This is a genomic window from Kitasatospora griseola (assembly GCF_014648555.1).
In the GTDB taxonomy this organism is placed as follows: Bacteria; Actinomycetota; Actinomycetes; order Streptomycetales; family Streptomycetaceae; genus Kitasatospora; species Kitasatospora griseola.
The window spans coordinates 195,903-211,464 of sequence record NZ_BMRI01000005.1 but is presented as its reverse complement, the minus strand read 5'-3'; the positions used below and the strand labels follow the sequence as shown (position 1 = coordinate 211,464).

Sequence of the window (15,562 nt, the reverse complement as noted above, 5' to 3'; positions counted from 1 at the left end):
CGCGGCGCTGGTCTCGCTGTTCACCGCCGCGATGTTCCTGGTCGTCTACTCGGGCGACCTGATCGTGCTGCTGGTCGGCTGGGAGGTGATGGGCATCTGCTCGTACTTCCTGATCGGCCACCACTGGGAGACCGCCGACGCCCGGGCCGCCTCGCTGAAGGCCTTCCTGGTCACCAAGCTCGGCGACGTGCCGTTCCTGTTCGGCCTGTTCCTGCTCGGCGCGGACGCCGGGACCTTCCGGATCACCGACGTGCTGCACACCGCCGCCACCGGCGGGCTGCACCATCCCACGCTGATCGCCCTGCTGCTGCTCGCCGGCGTGGCCGGCAAGAGCGCCCAGTTCCCGCTGCACACCTGGCTGCCGGACGCGATGGCCGGCCCGACGCCGGTGTCCGCGCTGATCCACGCCGCCACCATGGTCGCGGCCGGCGTCTACCTGGTCGCCCGGCTGCTGCCGGTGTTCCTGCAGTCCTCCGCCGCGCTGGTGGTGCTGGCCGTGATGGCCGCCGTCACCATGGTCGGCTCCGCGCTGTGCGCGCTCGCCCAGGACGACCTGAAGCGCGTCCTCGCCTATTCGACGGTCGGCCAGCTCGGCTACATGACCGGCGCGCTGGCGTCCGGCGACCGGCAGGCCGCGGTGTTCCACCTGGTCTCGCACGGCGTGTTCAAGGCGCTGCTGTTCCTGGGCGCCGGCGTGGTCATCCACGCCGCGCACACCAACTCGCTCAGCGCGATGGCCCGGATGGACGGCCTGCGCCACCGCATCCCCGACGCGATGTGGACGATGGGCATCGGCCTGGCCGCGCTGGTCGGCCTGCCGCCGCTGGCCGGCTTCTTCTCCAAGGAATCGGTGCTCACCGCCGCCGAGCACGCCGCCCGGGGCGAGGCCCTCACCGGCAGCCTCGGCCCGGCCTCCGCCGTGCCGACCGCCGTCGGCTGGACGGTGCTGGTGGCCGGCCTGCTGACGGCGCTGCTCACCGCCGCCTACGCCGCCCGGCTGTGGCTGGCGGTCTTCCACGGCCGCTCGACGGACGGCGCCGACCTCTCCCCGCAGCCCGGCGCCCCGTACTCGCCGGAGCCCGACGAGGCCGACCCGGCCCACGTCGAGCCCGCCGCGATGCGCTGGCCGCTGTGGGTGCTGGCGGTCCCCGCGATGGGCTTCGGCGTGGCCGCGCTGCGCACCGACTGGCTGCCCGCGCTGCTCGACGGCGAGTCGCTGCGCCCGTCCACCGCCACCTGGGTGCTCGGCACCGGCATCGCCGTCGCGGGCCTGCTGATCTCCTGGGCCGCCTGGCGCACCGTCACCGCCCGCACCGCCGCCGGACAGCCCGCCGACGACCCCGGACGCCTGCTGCTCGGCCCGCTGTACCGGCCCGCCCAGCACGGCTTCGGCGTCGACCGGCTGTACAGCACGCTGTTCGTCCGGCCCACCGAGGCCGCCGCCAGGCTGGTCCGGTTCCTGGACCGCGCCGTGGTGGAGACCTACGTCCGCGGCGCGGGCGCCGCGCCCGGCTGGCTCGGCCGCGCCGTGCGCTTCGCCCAGACCGGCAACGCCCAGGGCTACCTGAGCGCGCTGCTCGCCGGGGCCGTCCTGCTCGCCGTGCTGGTGGCGGTGGGATCGTGACGCACCCCCAGTTCCCCGTCCCGGCATTTCCTAGGAGCCACCGATGAACGCGGTCCTCATCGCCCTCCTGGTGCTGCCGCTGCTCGGCGCCGCCCTGATGCTCGCCCCGATCGGCGAGAAGCAGGCGCTGCGCCTGGGCACCACCGTCACCGGCGGCACCCTGCTGCTGGCGATCGCCCTCGCCGCCGGCTTCGACCACGACGCGCCGAGCCGGATGCAGGCCGTCACCGACGTGTCCTGGATCCCCGCGCTGGACGTGCGGCTGCACCTCGGCGTGGACGGCATCTCGCTGCCGCTGCTGGTGCTCACCGCGCTGCTCACCTTCCTGTGCGCGGTGTACTCGGTGAAGAAACTCCCCGCCGGCCCCGGCGGCCGCGCCTTCACCGGGCTGCTGCTCCTGCTGGAGACCGGCATGCTGGCCACCTTCGCGGTGCTCGACCTGGTGCTGTTCTTCCTGGCCTTCGAGATCGTGCTGATCCCGATGTACTTCCTGATCTCCCGCTGGGGCAGCGGGAAGAAGGTCGCCGCGGCCAACCGGTTCATCCTGTACACCCTGCTCGGCTCCGCCGTGATGCTGCTCGGCTTCCTGCTGATCGGCGTCAAGGCCGGCACCTTCGACATGGTGAAGCTGGCCGACGCGCACGGCTCGGGGCTCTCGCACACCACCCAGCTGATCGCCGCGCTGGCGATCCTGGTCGGCCTGGCCGTGAAGGCCCCCGCCTGGCCGCTGCACTCCTGGCTGCCGGACGCGCACACCGCCGCGCCGACCGCCGGCTCGGTGCTGCTGGCCGGCGTCATGCTCAAGATGGGCACCTACGGCCTGGTCCGGGTGCTGCTGCCGATCGTCCCCGACGGCACCGCCACCTACGCCCCGTACCTGGGCGCGTTCGCCGCCGTCGGCATCGTCTACGGCTCGCTGGCCTGCCTGGCCCTCGCGCGGACGGGCGCCAAGGGCGACCTGAAGCGGCTGATCGCGTACTCCTCGGTCGGCCACATGGGCTTCGTGCTGCTCGGCATCGCCTCGCTCACCCCGACCGGCGTGAACGGCGCGCTGTTCGCCAACATCGCGCACGGCCTGATCACCGGCCTGCTGTTCTTCGTGGTCGGCGCCGTCAAGGACCGCTACGGCACCGCCGACCTGGACACCCTCGCCGGGGCCACCGGAGCCGCGCTGTACGGCCGCGCCCCGCGGATCGGCGCGCTGCTGGCGTTCGCCGCCGTCGCCAGCCTCGGACTGCCCGGCCTGGCCGGCTTCTGGGGCGAGCTGCTCGCCATGTACGGCGCGTTCGACCCGGCCGCCGGCCTGTCCCGGCCCGCCTTCGTCACATACATGGTGCTGGCCGGCCTCGGCACCCTGCTGACCGCCGCCTACCTGCTGGTCGTGGTCCGGCGGGTCTGCATGGGCGACCCGAAGCAGCCCGCCCCGGTCGCCGAGGTGGCCGACCTGCAGGGCTACGAGGCCGCCAGCTGGACGCCGCTCGCCGCGCTCACCCTGGTGGCGGGCCTGTGGCCGGCACTGCTGCTCGGCCTCTCCGACCCGGCCGTCAAGCACCTCCTCGGGAGCGGCTGATGACCACCACTCACGACCTGGGGCAGCCCCTCATGACTCCGCTCGCCGTCGCCGACCCGGGCGGCCTGATCCAGTCCGTCGACTGGGTGGCCATCGCCCCGCCGCTGATCGCCGCGCTCGCCGCCCTCGCCGTGCTGGTCGCCGACCTGTTCCTGCCCGAGGCCCGCAAGCGCCTGCTCGGGTGGCTGAGCGCCGCGGGCCTGCTCGCCGCGCTGGCCGCCCTGCTGCCGCTGGTGCTCGGCGACACCCGCTCCACGTTCTGCTTCACGAGCGGCGGCTGCTCCTACACCGCCGACCACTTCGCGCTCGCCTTCCAGCTGCTCGCCCTCGGCGGCGCGCTGCTCACCGCGCTGCTGTCGCTGCACACGGTCGAGGACGAGAAGCTCCCCGGCGGCGAGTACTGGTTCCTGCTCCTCTCCTCCGCCTGCGGCGCCGCCCTGCTGCCCGCCGCCCGCGACCTCGCCACCCTGGTGATCGCGCTGGAGGTCGCCACCCTGCCCGCGTTCGCGCTGGTCGCGCTGCGTCGGGACGGCCGGGGCGCGGAGAGCGCGCTCAAGTTCTTCCTCTCCTCCGTCACCGCGACCGCCGTGATGCTGCTCGGCGTCAGCTTCGTCTACGCGGCCGCCGGAACGATCCAGCTCCAGGGCATCGCCGACGGCCTGGCGCACGCCCCCGCCCAGCTGAAGCCGCTGGCCGAGGCCGGTGCGGTGCTCACCCTGGTCGGCTTCGCGTTCAAGACCGCCGCCGTCCCGTTCCACTTCTGGGTCCCCGACACCTACGTCGGCGCGCCGCTCCCGGTGGCCGGCTACCTGTCGGTGGTCGGCAAGGCCGCGGGCCTCGCCGGTCTGGCGCTGGTCACCACGCTGGCGTTCCGCCCGTACGGCCACACCTGGGGCCTGGTGCTGGCGGTGCTGGCCGCGCTGACCATGACGGTCGGCAACGCGGCGGCGCTGCGGCAGCGCGCCGACACCCCGTACGGCGCGGTGCGGCTGCTGGCCTGGTCCTCGGTCGGCCAGGCCGGCTACCTGCTGGTGCCGCTGGCCGCCGCCGGGTACGCCGGCTCGGCCGAGCCGCTGGGGGCGACGGTGGCGTACGCGCTGATCTACGGCCTGGTGAACCTGGGCGCGTTCGGCGTGGTCGCGCTGGTCGGCGGCTCGGGCCGGCTGGAGTCGTTCCGCGGGCTGGCCGGACGCAACCGCTGGGCGGCGTTCGCGCTGGCGTTCTTCCTGCTCTGCCTGGCCGGTCTGCCGCCGGGCGTGGTCGGCCTGTTCGGCAAGGTCGTGGTGTTCCGGTCGGCCGTGGACGCGGGCCTGGGCTGGCTGGCCGTGGTGATGGCGGTGAACGTGGTGATCGCGCTCGCCTACTACCTGAAGTGGACGGCGCTGCTGTTCGCCCCGTCCGCCGAGCAGGTCGTCGCGCCGCGCCGCGTTCCGGCCTCGCTGGCCACCGCGCTCGGTCTCGCGGCGAGCGGCGCCGTGGTGCTCTCGGTGGCTCCGCAACTGGTGTTGCAGGTGGTGTCGGGCAGCCTGTTCTGACCTGTGGTCGAATGCCGAAGGGAACGATCGGGCCAGCTCGGCGCGTTGATCCCGGCAGAAGGAAGCTGCTCCACAGGCTTCCCCGGCACCACAGGAGGGCCCGCAGTGCACCGCCACCACAACGGATTGCGGACGGCCGTTCTGCTCGGCGGCCTGTCCGCGCTGATCCTGGTGATCGGCAGTTTCTTCGGCCGCACCGGTCTGCTGGTGGCGCTGCTGATCGCGCTCGGCACCAACGCCTACGCGTACTGGAACAGCGACAAGCTGGCGCTGCGCGCGATGCGGGCCCGGCCGGTCAGCGAGATCGAGGCCCCGCAGCTGTACCGCATCGTCCGGGAGCTCTCCACCGCGGCCCGGCAGCCGATGCCCCGGCTCTACATCTCGCCCACCCCGGCGCCGAATGCTTTCGCCACCGGCCGCAACCCGCGCAACGCGGCGGTCTGCTGCACCGACGGCATCCTCCAGCTGCTGGACGAGCGGGAGCTGCGCGGGGTGCTCGGCCACGAGCTCAGCCACGTCTACAACCGGGACATCCTGATCTCCTCGGTGGCCGGCGCGCTGGCCTCGGTGGTGATGTTCCTGGTGAACTTCGCCTGGCTGATTCCGATCGGCCGCTCCGACGACGACGAGGGCCCGGGCCTGCTCGGCATGCTGCTGATCATGATCCTGGGGCCGATCGCGGCGAGCCTGATCCAACTGGCCGTCAGCCGCTCCCGCGAGTACCAGGCGGACGCCGACGGGGCCCGGATCACCGGCGACCCGCTGGCCCTGGCCAGCGCGCTGCGCAAGCTGGACGCCGGCACCCAGCGCCTGCCGCTGCCGCCCGAGCCGCAGCTGCAGACCGCCAGCCACATGATGATCGCCAACCCGTTCCGGCCCGGCGAGGTCGGCGCGAAGCTGTTCTCCACCCACCCGCCGATGCGCGAGCGGATCGACCGCCTGGAGCGGATGGCCGGCCGCTGATTCCTTCGGGGGAGGGCGCGGCGAGCGTCCGCCCGGGCCTCCGGCCCCGCTGGTAGTGCTGGACGCACTGCCAGACCCGAGGCCGGAGGTGCGGTGCGGTGACGATGCTGCCGAGCGATGCCGAACTGGGCGTGACCGGCCCGCCCGCACCCCCGGCACCGCGCCGCCGCTTCGGCCGGGCCACCCGCCCCCACCGGGGCCGCCGGCTGGTGATGTGGCTGACCACCACCGACCACAAGCAGATCGGCACCCTGTACCTGGTCACCTCGTTCGGGTTCTTCCTGGTCGGCGGCGTGATGGCGCTGCTGATGCGGGCCGAGCTGGCCCGGCCGGGGACGCAGTTCCTCTCCAACGAGCAGTTCAACCAGCTGTTCACCATCCACGGCACGATCATGCTGCTGATGTTCGCCACCCCGCTGTTCGCGGGCTTCGCGAACTGGTTCATGCCGCTGCAGGTCGGCGCCCCCGACGTCGCGTTCCCCCGGCTGAACGCCTTCGCGTACTGGCTCTACCTGTTCGGCTCGCTGATCGTGGTGGCCGGGTTCGTCACCCCGCAGGGCGCGGCGGACTTCGGCTGGTTCGCGTACGCGCCGCTGAACGACGCGGTGCACTCGCCGAGCATCGGCGCCGACCTGTGGATCATGGGCCTGGCGTTCTCCGGCTTCGGGACCATCCTCGGCTCGGTCAACTTCGTCGCGACCATCATCTGCCTGCGGGCGCCGGGGATGACCATGTTCCGGATGCCGATCCTGGTCTGGAACGTGCTGCTGACGGCCGTGCTGGTGCTGATGGCCTTTCCGGTGCTGGCCGCCGCGCTGCTCTGCCTGGAGGCCGACCGCAAGTTCGGCGCGCACGTCTTCGACCCGGCGAACGGCGGGGCGATCCTCTGGCAGCACCTGTTCTGGTTCTTCGGCCACCCGGAGGTGTACATCATCGCGCTGCCGTTCTTCGGCATCGTCTCGGAGATCATCCCGGTGTTCAGCCGCAAGCCGATGTTCGGCTACTCCGGCCTGATCGCCGCCACCATCGCGATCGCCGGCCTGTCGATCACGGTCTGGGCGCACCACATGTTCGTGACGGGGCAGGTGCTGCTGCCGTTCTTCTCCTTCATGACGCTGCTGATCGCCGTCCCGACCGGGGTGAAGTTCTTCAACTGGATCGGCACCATGTGGCGCGGCTCGCTGTCGTTCGAGACGCCGATGCTCTGGTCGGTCGGCTTCCTGGTGACCTTCCTGTTCGGCGGCCTGACGGGCGTGCTGCTGGCCTCCCCGCCGATCGACTTCCACGTCTCGGACAGCTACTTCGTGGTCGCGCACTTCCACTACGTGGTGTTCGGGACGGTGGTGTTCGCGATGTTCGCGGGTTTCTACTTCTGGTGGCCGAAGATGACCGGCCGGATGCTGGACGAGCGCCTCGGGAAGATCCACTTCTGGACGCTGTTCGTCGGTTTCCACACCACGTTCCTGGTCCAGCACTGGCTGGGCGCGGAGGGCATGCCCCGCCGGTACGCGGACTACCTGGCCTCGGACGGCTTCACCACGCTGAACACCGTCTCCACCATCGGCTCGTTCCTGCTGGGCCTGTCCACCCTGCCGTTCCTCTACAACGTCTGGCGGACCGCGGGCCGCGCGCCGCGGGTCACCGTGGACGACCCGTGGGGCTACGGCCGCTCGCTGGAGTGGACGACCTCCTGCCCGCCGCCCCGCCACAACTTCGTCACCCTGCCGCGGGTGCGCTCCGAGTCCCCGGCGTTCGACCTGCACCACCCCGACATCGCCGAGCTGGACCGCCTGCAGAACAACCCGGACTGACGTCCGCCGCCCGACATGCGATGCCCGATTCGCGGTGATACGAATCGTTTCGTCCCCGTGCCGTTCGAGGTGCGGGGACGTTCGGTCTGACTGTGCGCGGGATCGGAGCGTCATGGACAACTATCCGTTGCTCAACATCTTCTGGACGATGCTGGAGCTGTTCCTCTGGATCCTCTGGTTCTTCCTGCTGTTCAAGATCATCACGGACATCTTCCGAAGCCAGGACATGGGCGGCGGCGCCAAGGCGGGCTGGACGGTCCTGGTGATCCTGCTGCCCTTCCTCGGCGTCCTGATCTACCTGATCGTCCGCGGCGGCTCCATGCACGAACGCGACGTCGCCCAGGCCAAACAGGCCGACGCCGCCTTCCAGGACTACATCCGCCGCGCCGCCGGCACCGGCTCCGGCGAGGAGGGCGGCGGCGCGGCCGCGAAGAGCCACGTCGACGACCTCCATCGGCTGGCCGACCTCAAGAACAGCGGCGCGATCACGGAGGAGGAGTACCAGCGGGCCAAGGACAAACTCCTCGCCTGACCACCCCGCGAAAGGCCCGCCCCGGACAGCTTCGGGACGGGCCTTCGGTCTGCCACAGGCGGCTGCGTCACACCCCTGCCACAACGGCGCCGCACCGGCTCCCCAGCTCGGCCGCACCGTGGGACGCTGGAGGCATGAAGCTGATCAACTTCCTGCTCAACGTCATCTGGCTGCTGTTCTGTGGGCTGTGGATGGCGATCGGGTACGCCCTCGCCGGGATCATCTGCTTCGTCCTGATCGTCACGATCCCGTTCGGCATCGCGTCCTTCCGGCTGGCCGGCTTCATGCTCTGGCCGTTCGGCCGCACCACCGTGGTGCGGGACGACGCCGGCGCGCCGTCCTGCGTCGGGAACGTGATCTGGCTGGTGTTCGCCGGCTGGTGGCTGGCGATCGGCCACATCGTCACCTCGATCCCGCTGTTCCTGTCGATCATCGGCATCCCGTTCGGCTGGGCGAACCTCAAGATGGTGCCGATCTCGCTCACCCCGCTCGGCCGCGAGGTGATCCGGACCGACGACGGCTTCGGCGTCCGCTGACCGGAAAACCGGTTGGCAGCCGTCCGGGGCCGGGATAGAACCGTCCGGTCCCGGAAGGCCGTGGAGGCAGAGGAGCGGGTGCGTGGCGGACAGCGAGATCCTGGCCGGCGGCGTCAACCAGGTGGAGCGGGTCGGTGACCGGGTGCTGCGGCCGACCGGGCCGTGGTCGCCGGCCGTGCACGGACTGCTCGGGCACCTGCGGGCGAGCGGGTTCACCGCCGGGCCGGCGTTCCACGGGCTGACGGGGGACGGGCGGGAGATCCTCGACTTCCTGCCCGGCGAGGTCTCCGACTATCCGGCCACGCCGGCCGCCGCCTCCCGCACCGCGCTGCTGACGGCGGCCCGGGTGCTGCGGGCCCTGCACGACGCCACCGCCGGGTACGCGGCCGAGGGCTGGATGCTGCCCGCCCGCGAGCCCGCCGAGGTGATCTGCCACGGCGACTACGCCCCGCACAACTGCGTGCTGGCCGGCGAGGAGGTGGTCGGCGTCATCGACTTCGACACCGCCCACCCCGGCCCCCGGCTGTGGGACGTCGCGTACGCGGTCTACCGCTGGACGCCCACCACCGCCCCCGGCAACGCCGACGGCTTCGGCACCCCGGACGAACAGGCCGCCCGCGCCCGGGAGTTCTGCGACGCCTACGGGCTCGACGAGGCCGGCCGGGCCGGGCTGGTGGACGCCCTCGCGGCCCGGCTGCACGCCCTGGTCGACCACATGCGGGCCGAGGCCGCCGCCGGCAGCGCCGCGTTCGCCTCGCACCTGGCCGACGGGCACCACCTGATGTACCTGTCGGACGCCGCGTACGTGCTGCGCGAGCGCGACCGCTTCGAGCGGGCGCTACTCGGCGCCTGACGCCTCCAGGTGCTCGCGCAGGGCGCGGAACTCGGCGGCGATCCCGTCCAAGGTGTAGTGCGCGTTCAGCCCGCTCGGGTTCGGCAGCAGCCAGACCTCGGTGTCGCCGATGCTCTCCGGCTGCCGGCCGACCGCCGCCCTCGGCCGCCCGAACGCGGCCCGGTACGCGCCGATGCCGAGCACCGCCAGGGCGCGCGGGCGCAGGCGCAGCACCCGGGCGGTCAGCGCCTCGCCGCCCGCCCGGTACTCCTCGGCGGTCAGTTCGGCGGCCTTCGCGGTGGTCCGGGCGACCACGTTGGTGATGCCGAGCCCGAGGGCGAGCAGTTCGTCCTGCTCCTCGGGGCCGAGCTGCCGCGGCGTGAAGCCGGAGCGGTGCAGGGCGGGCCAGAAACGGTTGCCGGGTCGGGCGAAGTGGTGGCCGGTGGCGCCCGACCACAGGCCGGGGTTGATGCCGCAGAACAGCACCCGGAGGCCCGGCGAGGCCACGTCGGGGATGGTGGTGTCCTGGGCGGCGGCGAGCTGCTCGGGCGTCGGGCGGGACGGGGGAGTGCGGGTCACCCGGACCACTCTGCCGTACGCGATTGCGGCCTCGGGTACTTGATACGTTCATGTCCGGCATATCGGATGGATAGCCAGTTCGATTGTTTTCCAGACCTGATGACTGTTCGGACGGAGAATGGGGTGGTGCCATACGAACTGAACGCCCTGATCGCCACCGATGAGCTGATCACCGTCGTGGCGGCCGAACTCCCACTCGCGCGGGTCACCCGCCTGTCCCACGGGCTGGCGCTCATCCCGATGACGGACGAACTCCACGGTGCACTTCAGCATCCGTCCACCGCGCCCGACTACGACTTCAAACGATTCCCCTCCGGATTCGCGCTGCGGATCGCGGGCTGGTCCAAGGCCGCGCAGATCGCCTTCGCCGAGATCGACGCCGAGCACCCCGCCGGCCGGCGCGCCGCCCTCTGGTACGACGGCCGGATCACCCTCGGCCCGCTCACCCCCGCCGACGGCGCCCCGCTCGACCGGATCCTGCACGCCCTCGGCGCCCCCGCCGCCGCCCTGCCCGAACTTGCCGCCGCCCTGGCGTCACTCGTGGCCGCCGAACCGCCGGACGCCTGACCCGGACCCGCCGCGAACGGCCCGCCCCGACGACGCGAGAATGATCACCGGTCGATCGGTCGGAACGGGGGACGGACACCATGCGGATCAACGTCCTGGGGCCACTGCAACTGGTACGCGGCGACGGGCCGACCGACGGACCCGGCGGCGCCAGACTGCGGCTGCTGCTGATCCGGCTCGCCCTCGACCCCGGGCGGGTGGTGACCCGCGAACGGCTGGTCGACGACCTCTGGGGCGACACCCCGCCGGACGAACCGGCCGGCGCCGTGCAGTCCCTGGTCTCCCGGCTGCGCCGCACCCTCGCCGAGGACCGGACCGCGATCGCCTCGCACCCCGCCGGCTACCTGCTCGACCTGCCCCGCCGGCACGTCGACGCCTGGGACTTCGAACAGCGCGCCGCCACTGGCCGGGCCGCCCTCGCGGCCGGCGAACACGCCCGCGCGGCGACCGAACTGGGCGCGGCCCTGGAGCTCTGGCGCGGGGCGCCGTTCGCCGACGCCGAAGCCGCCGAATTCACCGCCGCCCCCGCCGCCCGGCTCGCCGAACTCCGGCTCGCCGCCGTCGAGGACCGCGCCGACGCGCTGCTCGCCCTCGGTGACCCCGACGCCCTGCCCCGGCTGATCGCCGAACTCACCGGCCTCCGCGTCGACCACCCGCTGCGCGAACGCACCGCCGCCCGCCTGGTCCGCGCCCTGCACGCCAACGGTCAGAGCGCCGCCGCCCTGGAGGTGTTCGACCGCACCCGGCAGACGCTGGCCGAGGAGCTCGGCGCCGACCCCTCCGTCGAACTGCGCGACGCCCACCTGCACGTCCTGGCCGGCCGGCGCCCGCCCGCGCGCACCGTGCTGCCCGGCCCGCTCACCGTCCTGATCGGCCGCGACCCCGACCTGATGGCCGTTCAGGACCGCCTGCGCCGCTCCCGACTGGTGACGCTCACCGGACCCGGCGGCGTCGGGAAGACCCGACTCGCCCTGGCCGCCGCGGCCGCCGCGGGCACGGAGGTCCGGTTCGCCGAACTCGCGGGCGCCGACGGCCCCGACGGACCGGCCCGGGCCGTCCTCGGCGCACTGCGCCGCCCCACCGACAGCGGGGCGCTCGCCGGCGGCCTCCCCGCCGGCGAGCCGCCCGGCGGACCCGTCGAGCGGATCGTCCGCGCCCTGGACGGCCGCGACGTGCTGCTCGTCCTCGACAACTGCGAGCACCTCGTCGCGGACGCCGCCCACCTCGCCCACCGCCTGCTCGCCGCCGCGCCCCGGCTCACCGTGCTCGCCACCAGCCGCGAACCGCTCGGCGTCCCCGGCGAGACGCTCTGGCCGGTGCGGCCGCTCGCCGTCCCCGAACCCGGCGGCACCCCGCAGCAGGCCCTCGCCCACCCCGCCGTCGCCCTCTTCGTCGAACGGGCCGCCGCCGTCCGCCCCGGCTTCACCCTGGACCGGGAGAACCTCGAACCCGTCGTCCGGATCTGCCGCGAACTCGACGGCCTCCCCCTGGCGATCGAACTCGCCGCCGCCCGACTGCGCGCCCTCGACCCCCACCGGATCGCCGCCCGCCTGCACGACCGCCTCCGCCTGCTCGACCGCGGCCCGCGCACCGCCCCCGACCGGCACCGCACCCTGCGCGCCGTCATCGACTGGAGCTGGGACCTGCTCGACCAGGACGAACGCGTCCTGCTGCGCCGACTCTCGGTCTTCGCCGGCGGGGCCACCCTCCGCGACGCGCACACCGTCTGCGCCGCGCACTGGCCCACCGGGCCCGCCCCCGACCCCACCGCGGTCGAGGACCTGCTGACCGCCCTCGCCGACAAGTCCCTGGTGGCCGCCGGTGGTTCGGACACCGGCGAGGCCCGCTACCGCCTGCTGGAGACCGTCCGCGCCTACGCCGCCGAACGGCTCGCCGAAGCCGACGAGCACGACCGCACCGCCACCGCCCACCTGCGCTGCTTCCTCGACCTCGCCGAACACGCCGAACCCCTGCTGCGGACAGACCGTCAGGCCGACCGACTGGCCCGGCTCGACGCCGAACAGGACAACCTGGACGCCGCCCTCCGCCGCGCCGTCGCCGCCGGCCCGCCCGACCACGCCCTACGACTCGCCGCCGCCCGCACCTGGCCCTGGCTGATGCGCGGCCGGGCCCACGAAGCCGGCGAACGGGCCGCAGCCGTCCTCGCCGCACACGGCGCCACCCCGCCGCCCAGCCTGGAACAGGAACACGCCCGGTGCGTGATCCTCGACCTGCTCACCGCCCCGCTCCGCGGCGCCGAGGCGCTGCTGCCGCCCCCCACGCTCGGTGCGGCCCTCGCCACCGCCCGGGACGGCGACCACCCGACCGCCCTCGCCGCCGCCCTGCTGCTCGCCGCCGGCGGACCGCCGGACGCCCTCGGCGCGACCGCCCGGCAGTACTGCGCAAGCCCCGACCCGTGGATCCGCTCCGCCGCTCAACTCGCCCTCGGACGGATCGAGTTGAGCGCCGGACGGACCGATCCCGCCGAACGCTCCCTGCGCACCGCCGTCGACGGCTTCCGCGCCCAGGGCGACCGCTGGGGACTGGCCATGGCCCTGGTCACCCTCGCCGCGCAACTGGCCCTCACCGGCGCCGCCGAGGAAGCCCTCGCCGCCCTCGACGAAGCCGCCCTCCGCGACACCGAGACCGGCGGCACCGGCGAATCCCCCCTGACCCTCCTGCTCTCCGGCCGCCTCCGCACCCGCAACGGCGACCCGGCCGCCGCCCGCGCCGACCTCGAACGCGCCCGCACCGCCGCCGAACACGCCCGCGACCCGCACCTGCAGGCCGCCGCCCACTACGCACTCGGCGAACTCGCCCGCCGCACGGGCGACTTCACCGCCGCCCTGGCCACCCAGCGCCGCACGCTCCGGCAACTCGAACAACTCCCTGCCACCACCCCCACCCACCAGCACCTGCTCGCCCTCGTCCACAGCAGCCTGGCCCGCATCCACCACCGCCTCGCCGACCCTCCTGCCGCCGCCTCCCTCCACCGCCGCGCCCTCGAACTGGCCGCCACCACCCGGGACCGCCCGGTCCGCGCCGACGTCCTGGAAGCCTGGGCCGAACACCGCCTCGCCCTCGCCGACCCCGCCCACGCCACCACCGCCCTGGCCGCCGCCTACGCCCTGCGCGGCGGCCACGATGCCGGCGACCCGGAACTGCGGGCCGTCCTGGACGGCTGTGCCGCCGCCCTCGGGGGCGCCGCGTTCCGGGCCGCCTGGGAGCGCGGGCCGGCGCTGGCGGAGCCGGAGGCGTTCGCGCTGGCGGTCGGCCAACGGCCGGGCGGCTGACGTCCGTTCGGCGTGCGGACGGTCCGCCTGGTCGCTGCACGCGTCGTCATCGGCAGTGGGGCCGGGCGCCGTCCCGCGCTTCCCGGCCCCGACTGTCCCGCCGGTCGGCCGACTACTCGAACGGCCGGTGGTTCGGCGCGCACACCGTGCCCGACGGGGGCAGGACGCCGTCCACCAGGTAGCGGGCCTCGTACCGGGCCGCGCAGTCGCTCGGGTTGGCCAGGACGGTGTGGCCGAAGCCGTCGACCGTCAGCAGTTCGGCGCGGCCCAGTGCACGGGCCATCGCCTGCGAACCCGCGTACGGCATCGCCGGGTCGCCGGTGTTGGCGACCACCAGGACCGGTCGCGCCGTGCGACGGTTCCACGGGCCGTCGTACCGGGCGGCGTCCCGGGCCGGCCAGCCGGCGCAGCGCTCGTCGATCCAGGCGAACCAGGGGCCGACCGGACCCGAGCGGGCCCGGGCGAGCGCTGCCGTTCCCGCGTGGTCGGCGGCGGCCGAGGGGCCGGCGCTGTCCGAGCACACCACCGCCAGGGCCTGGTCCGGCGACGGGTGGACGACGGGCGGCAGTGGCGCGGCGGGTGCGTCGCCCGCCGCCCACAAGGTCTGCAGCAGCGTGCCGAGCTGCGCCCATCCGCTGCCGGAGAGGCCCGGGACGGGCGCTGCGGCGTACAGCGAGACGATCGTCGCCTCCACCGCCGCGGCCTCGGTGAACGCGGCGTCGCCGAGCGCCACCGGGTGGGCCCGCAGGCGCGTCAGCAACTCGTCGTACCGGGCCCGGGTGGCGGCGGCCGTCCCGGCGGAGAACGCGCACCCGGAGGGGCCGGCCTGGCCGCAGGCGTCGAGGAACGCGTCCAGCACCCGCCCGGCGGCGACGTCGCTGCGGTTGCGCAGCAGCGGGCCCATGGCGGCGGCCTCCCGCCCGCTCCCGGTCGACCAGGCCACCGGGTCCGGGCCGCTGTCCAGCACCATGGCGCGCACCCGGCCCGGGAACAGGTTGGCGTAGGTCGCGCCGAGGTAGCTCCCGTACGAGGTGCCCAGGTAGGTGAGGTCCCGGTCGCCGACGGCGCGGCGGAGCAGGTCCAGGTCCCGGGCCGTGTTCGCGGTGGACAGGTGCGCCACCAGCGGGCGGGTCGCGCACTGCTCGCCCAGCCGCCGGTACGCGTCCGTCCAGGCCCGCTCCTGCTCCGCGCCCTCCGGGAAACCGGCCGCGGTGCCCGCCAGCAGGGCCTGCTCGTCCGCCGGGTCGTCGAAGCACCGGACGGGAGCGCTGCCCCCGGTGCCGCGCGGATCGAAGCTGACGATGTCGAACCGCTGCCGCACCTCCTCCGGGAACCGGTCCAGCATCAGCGGCAGCGCCGCCGTCCCCGGCACGGCCGGCCCGCCCGGGTTGTAGAACAGCGAACCGATCCGGTGCGCCGGGTCACCCGCCGGATGCCGGATCACGGCCAGATCGAGCTTGGCGCCCCGCGGATCACGGTGGTCCACCGGCACTTCGGCGGTCGCGCACTCGAAACCGCCTGCGCACGCCGCCCAGGTCAACCGCGGCACCGCCGCCGCGACCGCCACCGCCGGGGCCGTCGTCCCCAGCACCGCGGCCACGGCGACCCCCGCCGCCAACCGCCACGCAACACGTCCACGACGAGCCATCCTCAGGCCCTCCCTCCACCGGCCGGCCGGTCGCCCGCGCCCCTGGGTCGCAGCGTCCCGCCCGGCACACCG

At 74.1% G+C, this 15,562-nt stretch carries 12 protein-coding genes; 10 read left to right on the top strand and 2 right to left on the bottom strand.

The genetic code is table 11. The features are described 5' to 3' along the window. The 8 genes from IEZ12_RS08830 to IEZ12_RS08795 form a co-directional block, all read left to right on the top strand. On the top strand, positions 1-1,624 hold a 1,624-nt coding region (locus IEZ12_RS08830; RefSeq protein WP_229847346.1), incomplete at its 5' end, for an NADH-quinone oxidoreductase subunit 5 family protein. Positions 1,625-1,667: 43 nt separating this feature from the next. Continuing rightward, positions 1,668-3,194, top strand: coding sequence for a complex I subunit 4 family protein (locus IEZ12_RS08825; protein ID WP_189271508.1), 1,527 nt, complete (start codon positions 1,668-1,670; stop codon positions 3,192-3,194). 32 nt (positions 3,195-3,226) lie between these two features. Next, positions 3,227-4,729: an NADH-quinone oxidoreductase subunit N gene (locus IEZ12_RS08820; protein ID WP_189271606.1), complete on the top strand. Its 1,503-nt coding sequence runs from the start codon at positions 3,227-3,229 to the stop codon at positions 4,727-4,729. Positions 4,730-4,834: 105 nt separating this feature from the next. Continuing rightward, positions 4,835-5,692 (top strand): zinc metalloprotease HtpX, encoded by an 858-nt coding sequence (htpX, locus tag IEZ12_RS08815; RefSeq protein WP_100587140.1) that lies wholly within the window; start codon positions 4,835-4,837, stop codon positions 5,690-5,692. A 104-nt stretch (positions 5,693-5,796) separates the two neighbouring features. After that, a complete protein-coding gene (gene ctaD, locus IEZ12_RS08810; RefSeq protein WP_189271605.1) occupies positions 5,797-7,503 on the top strand; it encodes an aa3-type cytochrome oxidase subunit I in 1,707 nt (568 codons plus the stop codon). A 112-nt stretch (positions 7,504-7,615) separates the two neighbouring features. Further along, a complete protein-coding gene (locus IEZ12_RS08805; RefSeq protein ID WP_189271507.1) occupies positions 7,616-8,035 on the top strand; it encodes an SHOCT domain-containing protein in 420 nt (139 codons plus the stop codon). A 134-nt stretch (positions 8,036-8,169) separates the two neighbouring features. After that, positions 8,170-8,571: a YccF domain-containing protein gene (locus tag IEZ12_RS08800; RefSeq protein WP_189271506.1), complete on the top strand. Its 402-nt coding sequence runs from the start codon at positions 8,170-8,172 to the stop codon at positions 8,569-8,571. A gap of 82 nt (positions 8,572-8,653) precedes the next feature. Beyond that, positions 8,654-9,424, top strand: a complete 771-nt coding sequence (locus IEZ12_RS08795) for a phosphotransferase enzyme family protein (RefSeq protein WP_189271505.1) — start codon at positions 8,654-8,656, stop codon at positions 9,422-9,424. Here IEZ12_RS08795 and mug read toward each other — a convergent pair. Next, on the bottom strand, positions 9,410-9,982 hold the full coding sequence (gene mug, locus IEZ12_RS08790) for a G/U mismatch-specific DNA glycosylase (protein ID WP_189271504.1): 573 nt from the start codon (positions 9,980-9,982) through the stop codon (positions 9,410-9,412). The two genes, IEZ12_RS08795 and mug, sit on opposite strands and share 15 nt — an antisense overlap. A gap of 126 nt (positions 9,983-10,108) precedes the next feature. On the opposite strand from mug, the gene IEZ12_RS08785 reads away from it, so the two are divergent. Both IEZ12_RS08785 and IEZ12_RS39990 read left to right on the top strand, forming a co-directional pair. Next, complete coding sequence (locus IEZ12_RS08785) at positions 10,109-10,549, top strand: hypothetical protein (protein ID WP_189271503.1); 441 nt, start codon at positions 10,109-10,111, stop codon at positions 10,547-10,549. A gap of 80 nt (positions 10,550-10,629) precedes the next feature. Continuing rightward, positions 10,630-13,842 carry an AfsR/SARP family transcriptional regulator gene (locus tag IEZ12_RS39990; protein ID WP_189271502.1) on the top strand — a complete coding sequence of 1,071 codons (3,213 nt, stop codon included), beginning with the start codon at positions 10,630-10,632 and terminating at the stop codon, positions 13,840-13,842. Between the two features lie 112 nt (positions 13,843-13,954). On the opposite strand, the gene IEZ12_RS39985 is transcribed toward IEZ12_RS39990, so the two are convergent. Beyond that, on the bottom strand, positions 13,955-15,490 hold the full coding sequence (locus IEZ12_RS39985) for an alpha/beta hydrolase (RefSeq protein ID WP_189271501.1): 1,536 nt from the start codon (positions 15,488-15,490) through the stop codon (positions 13,955-13,957). Positions 15,491-15,562: the final 72 nt, after the last annotated feature.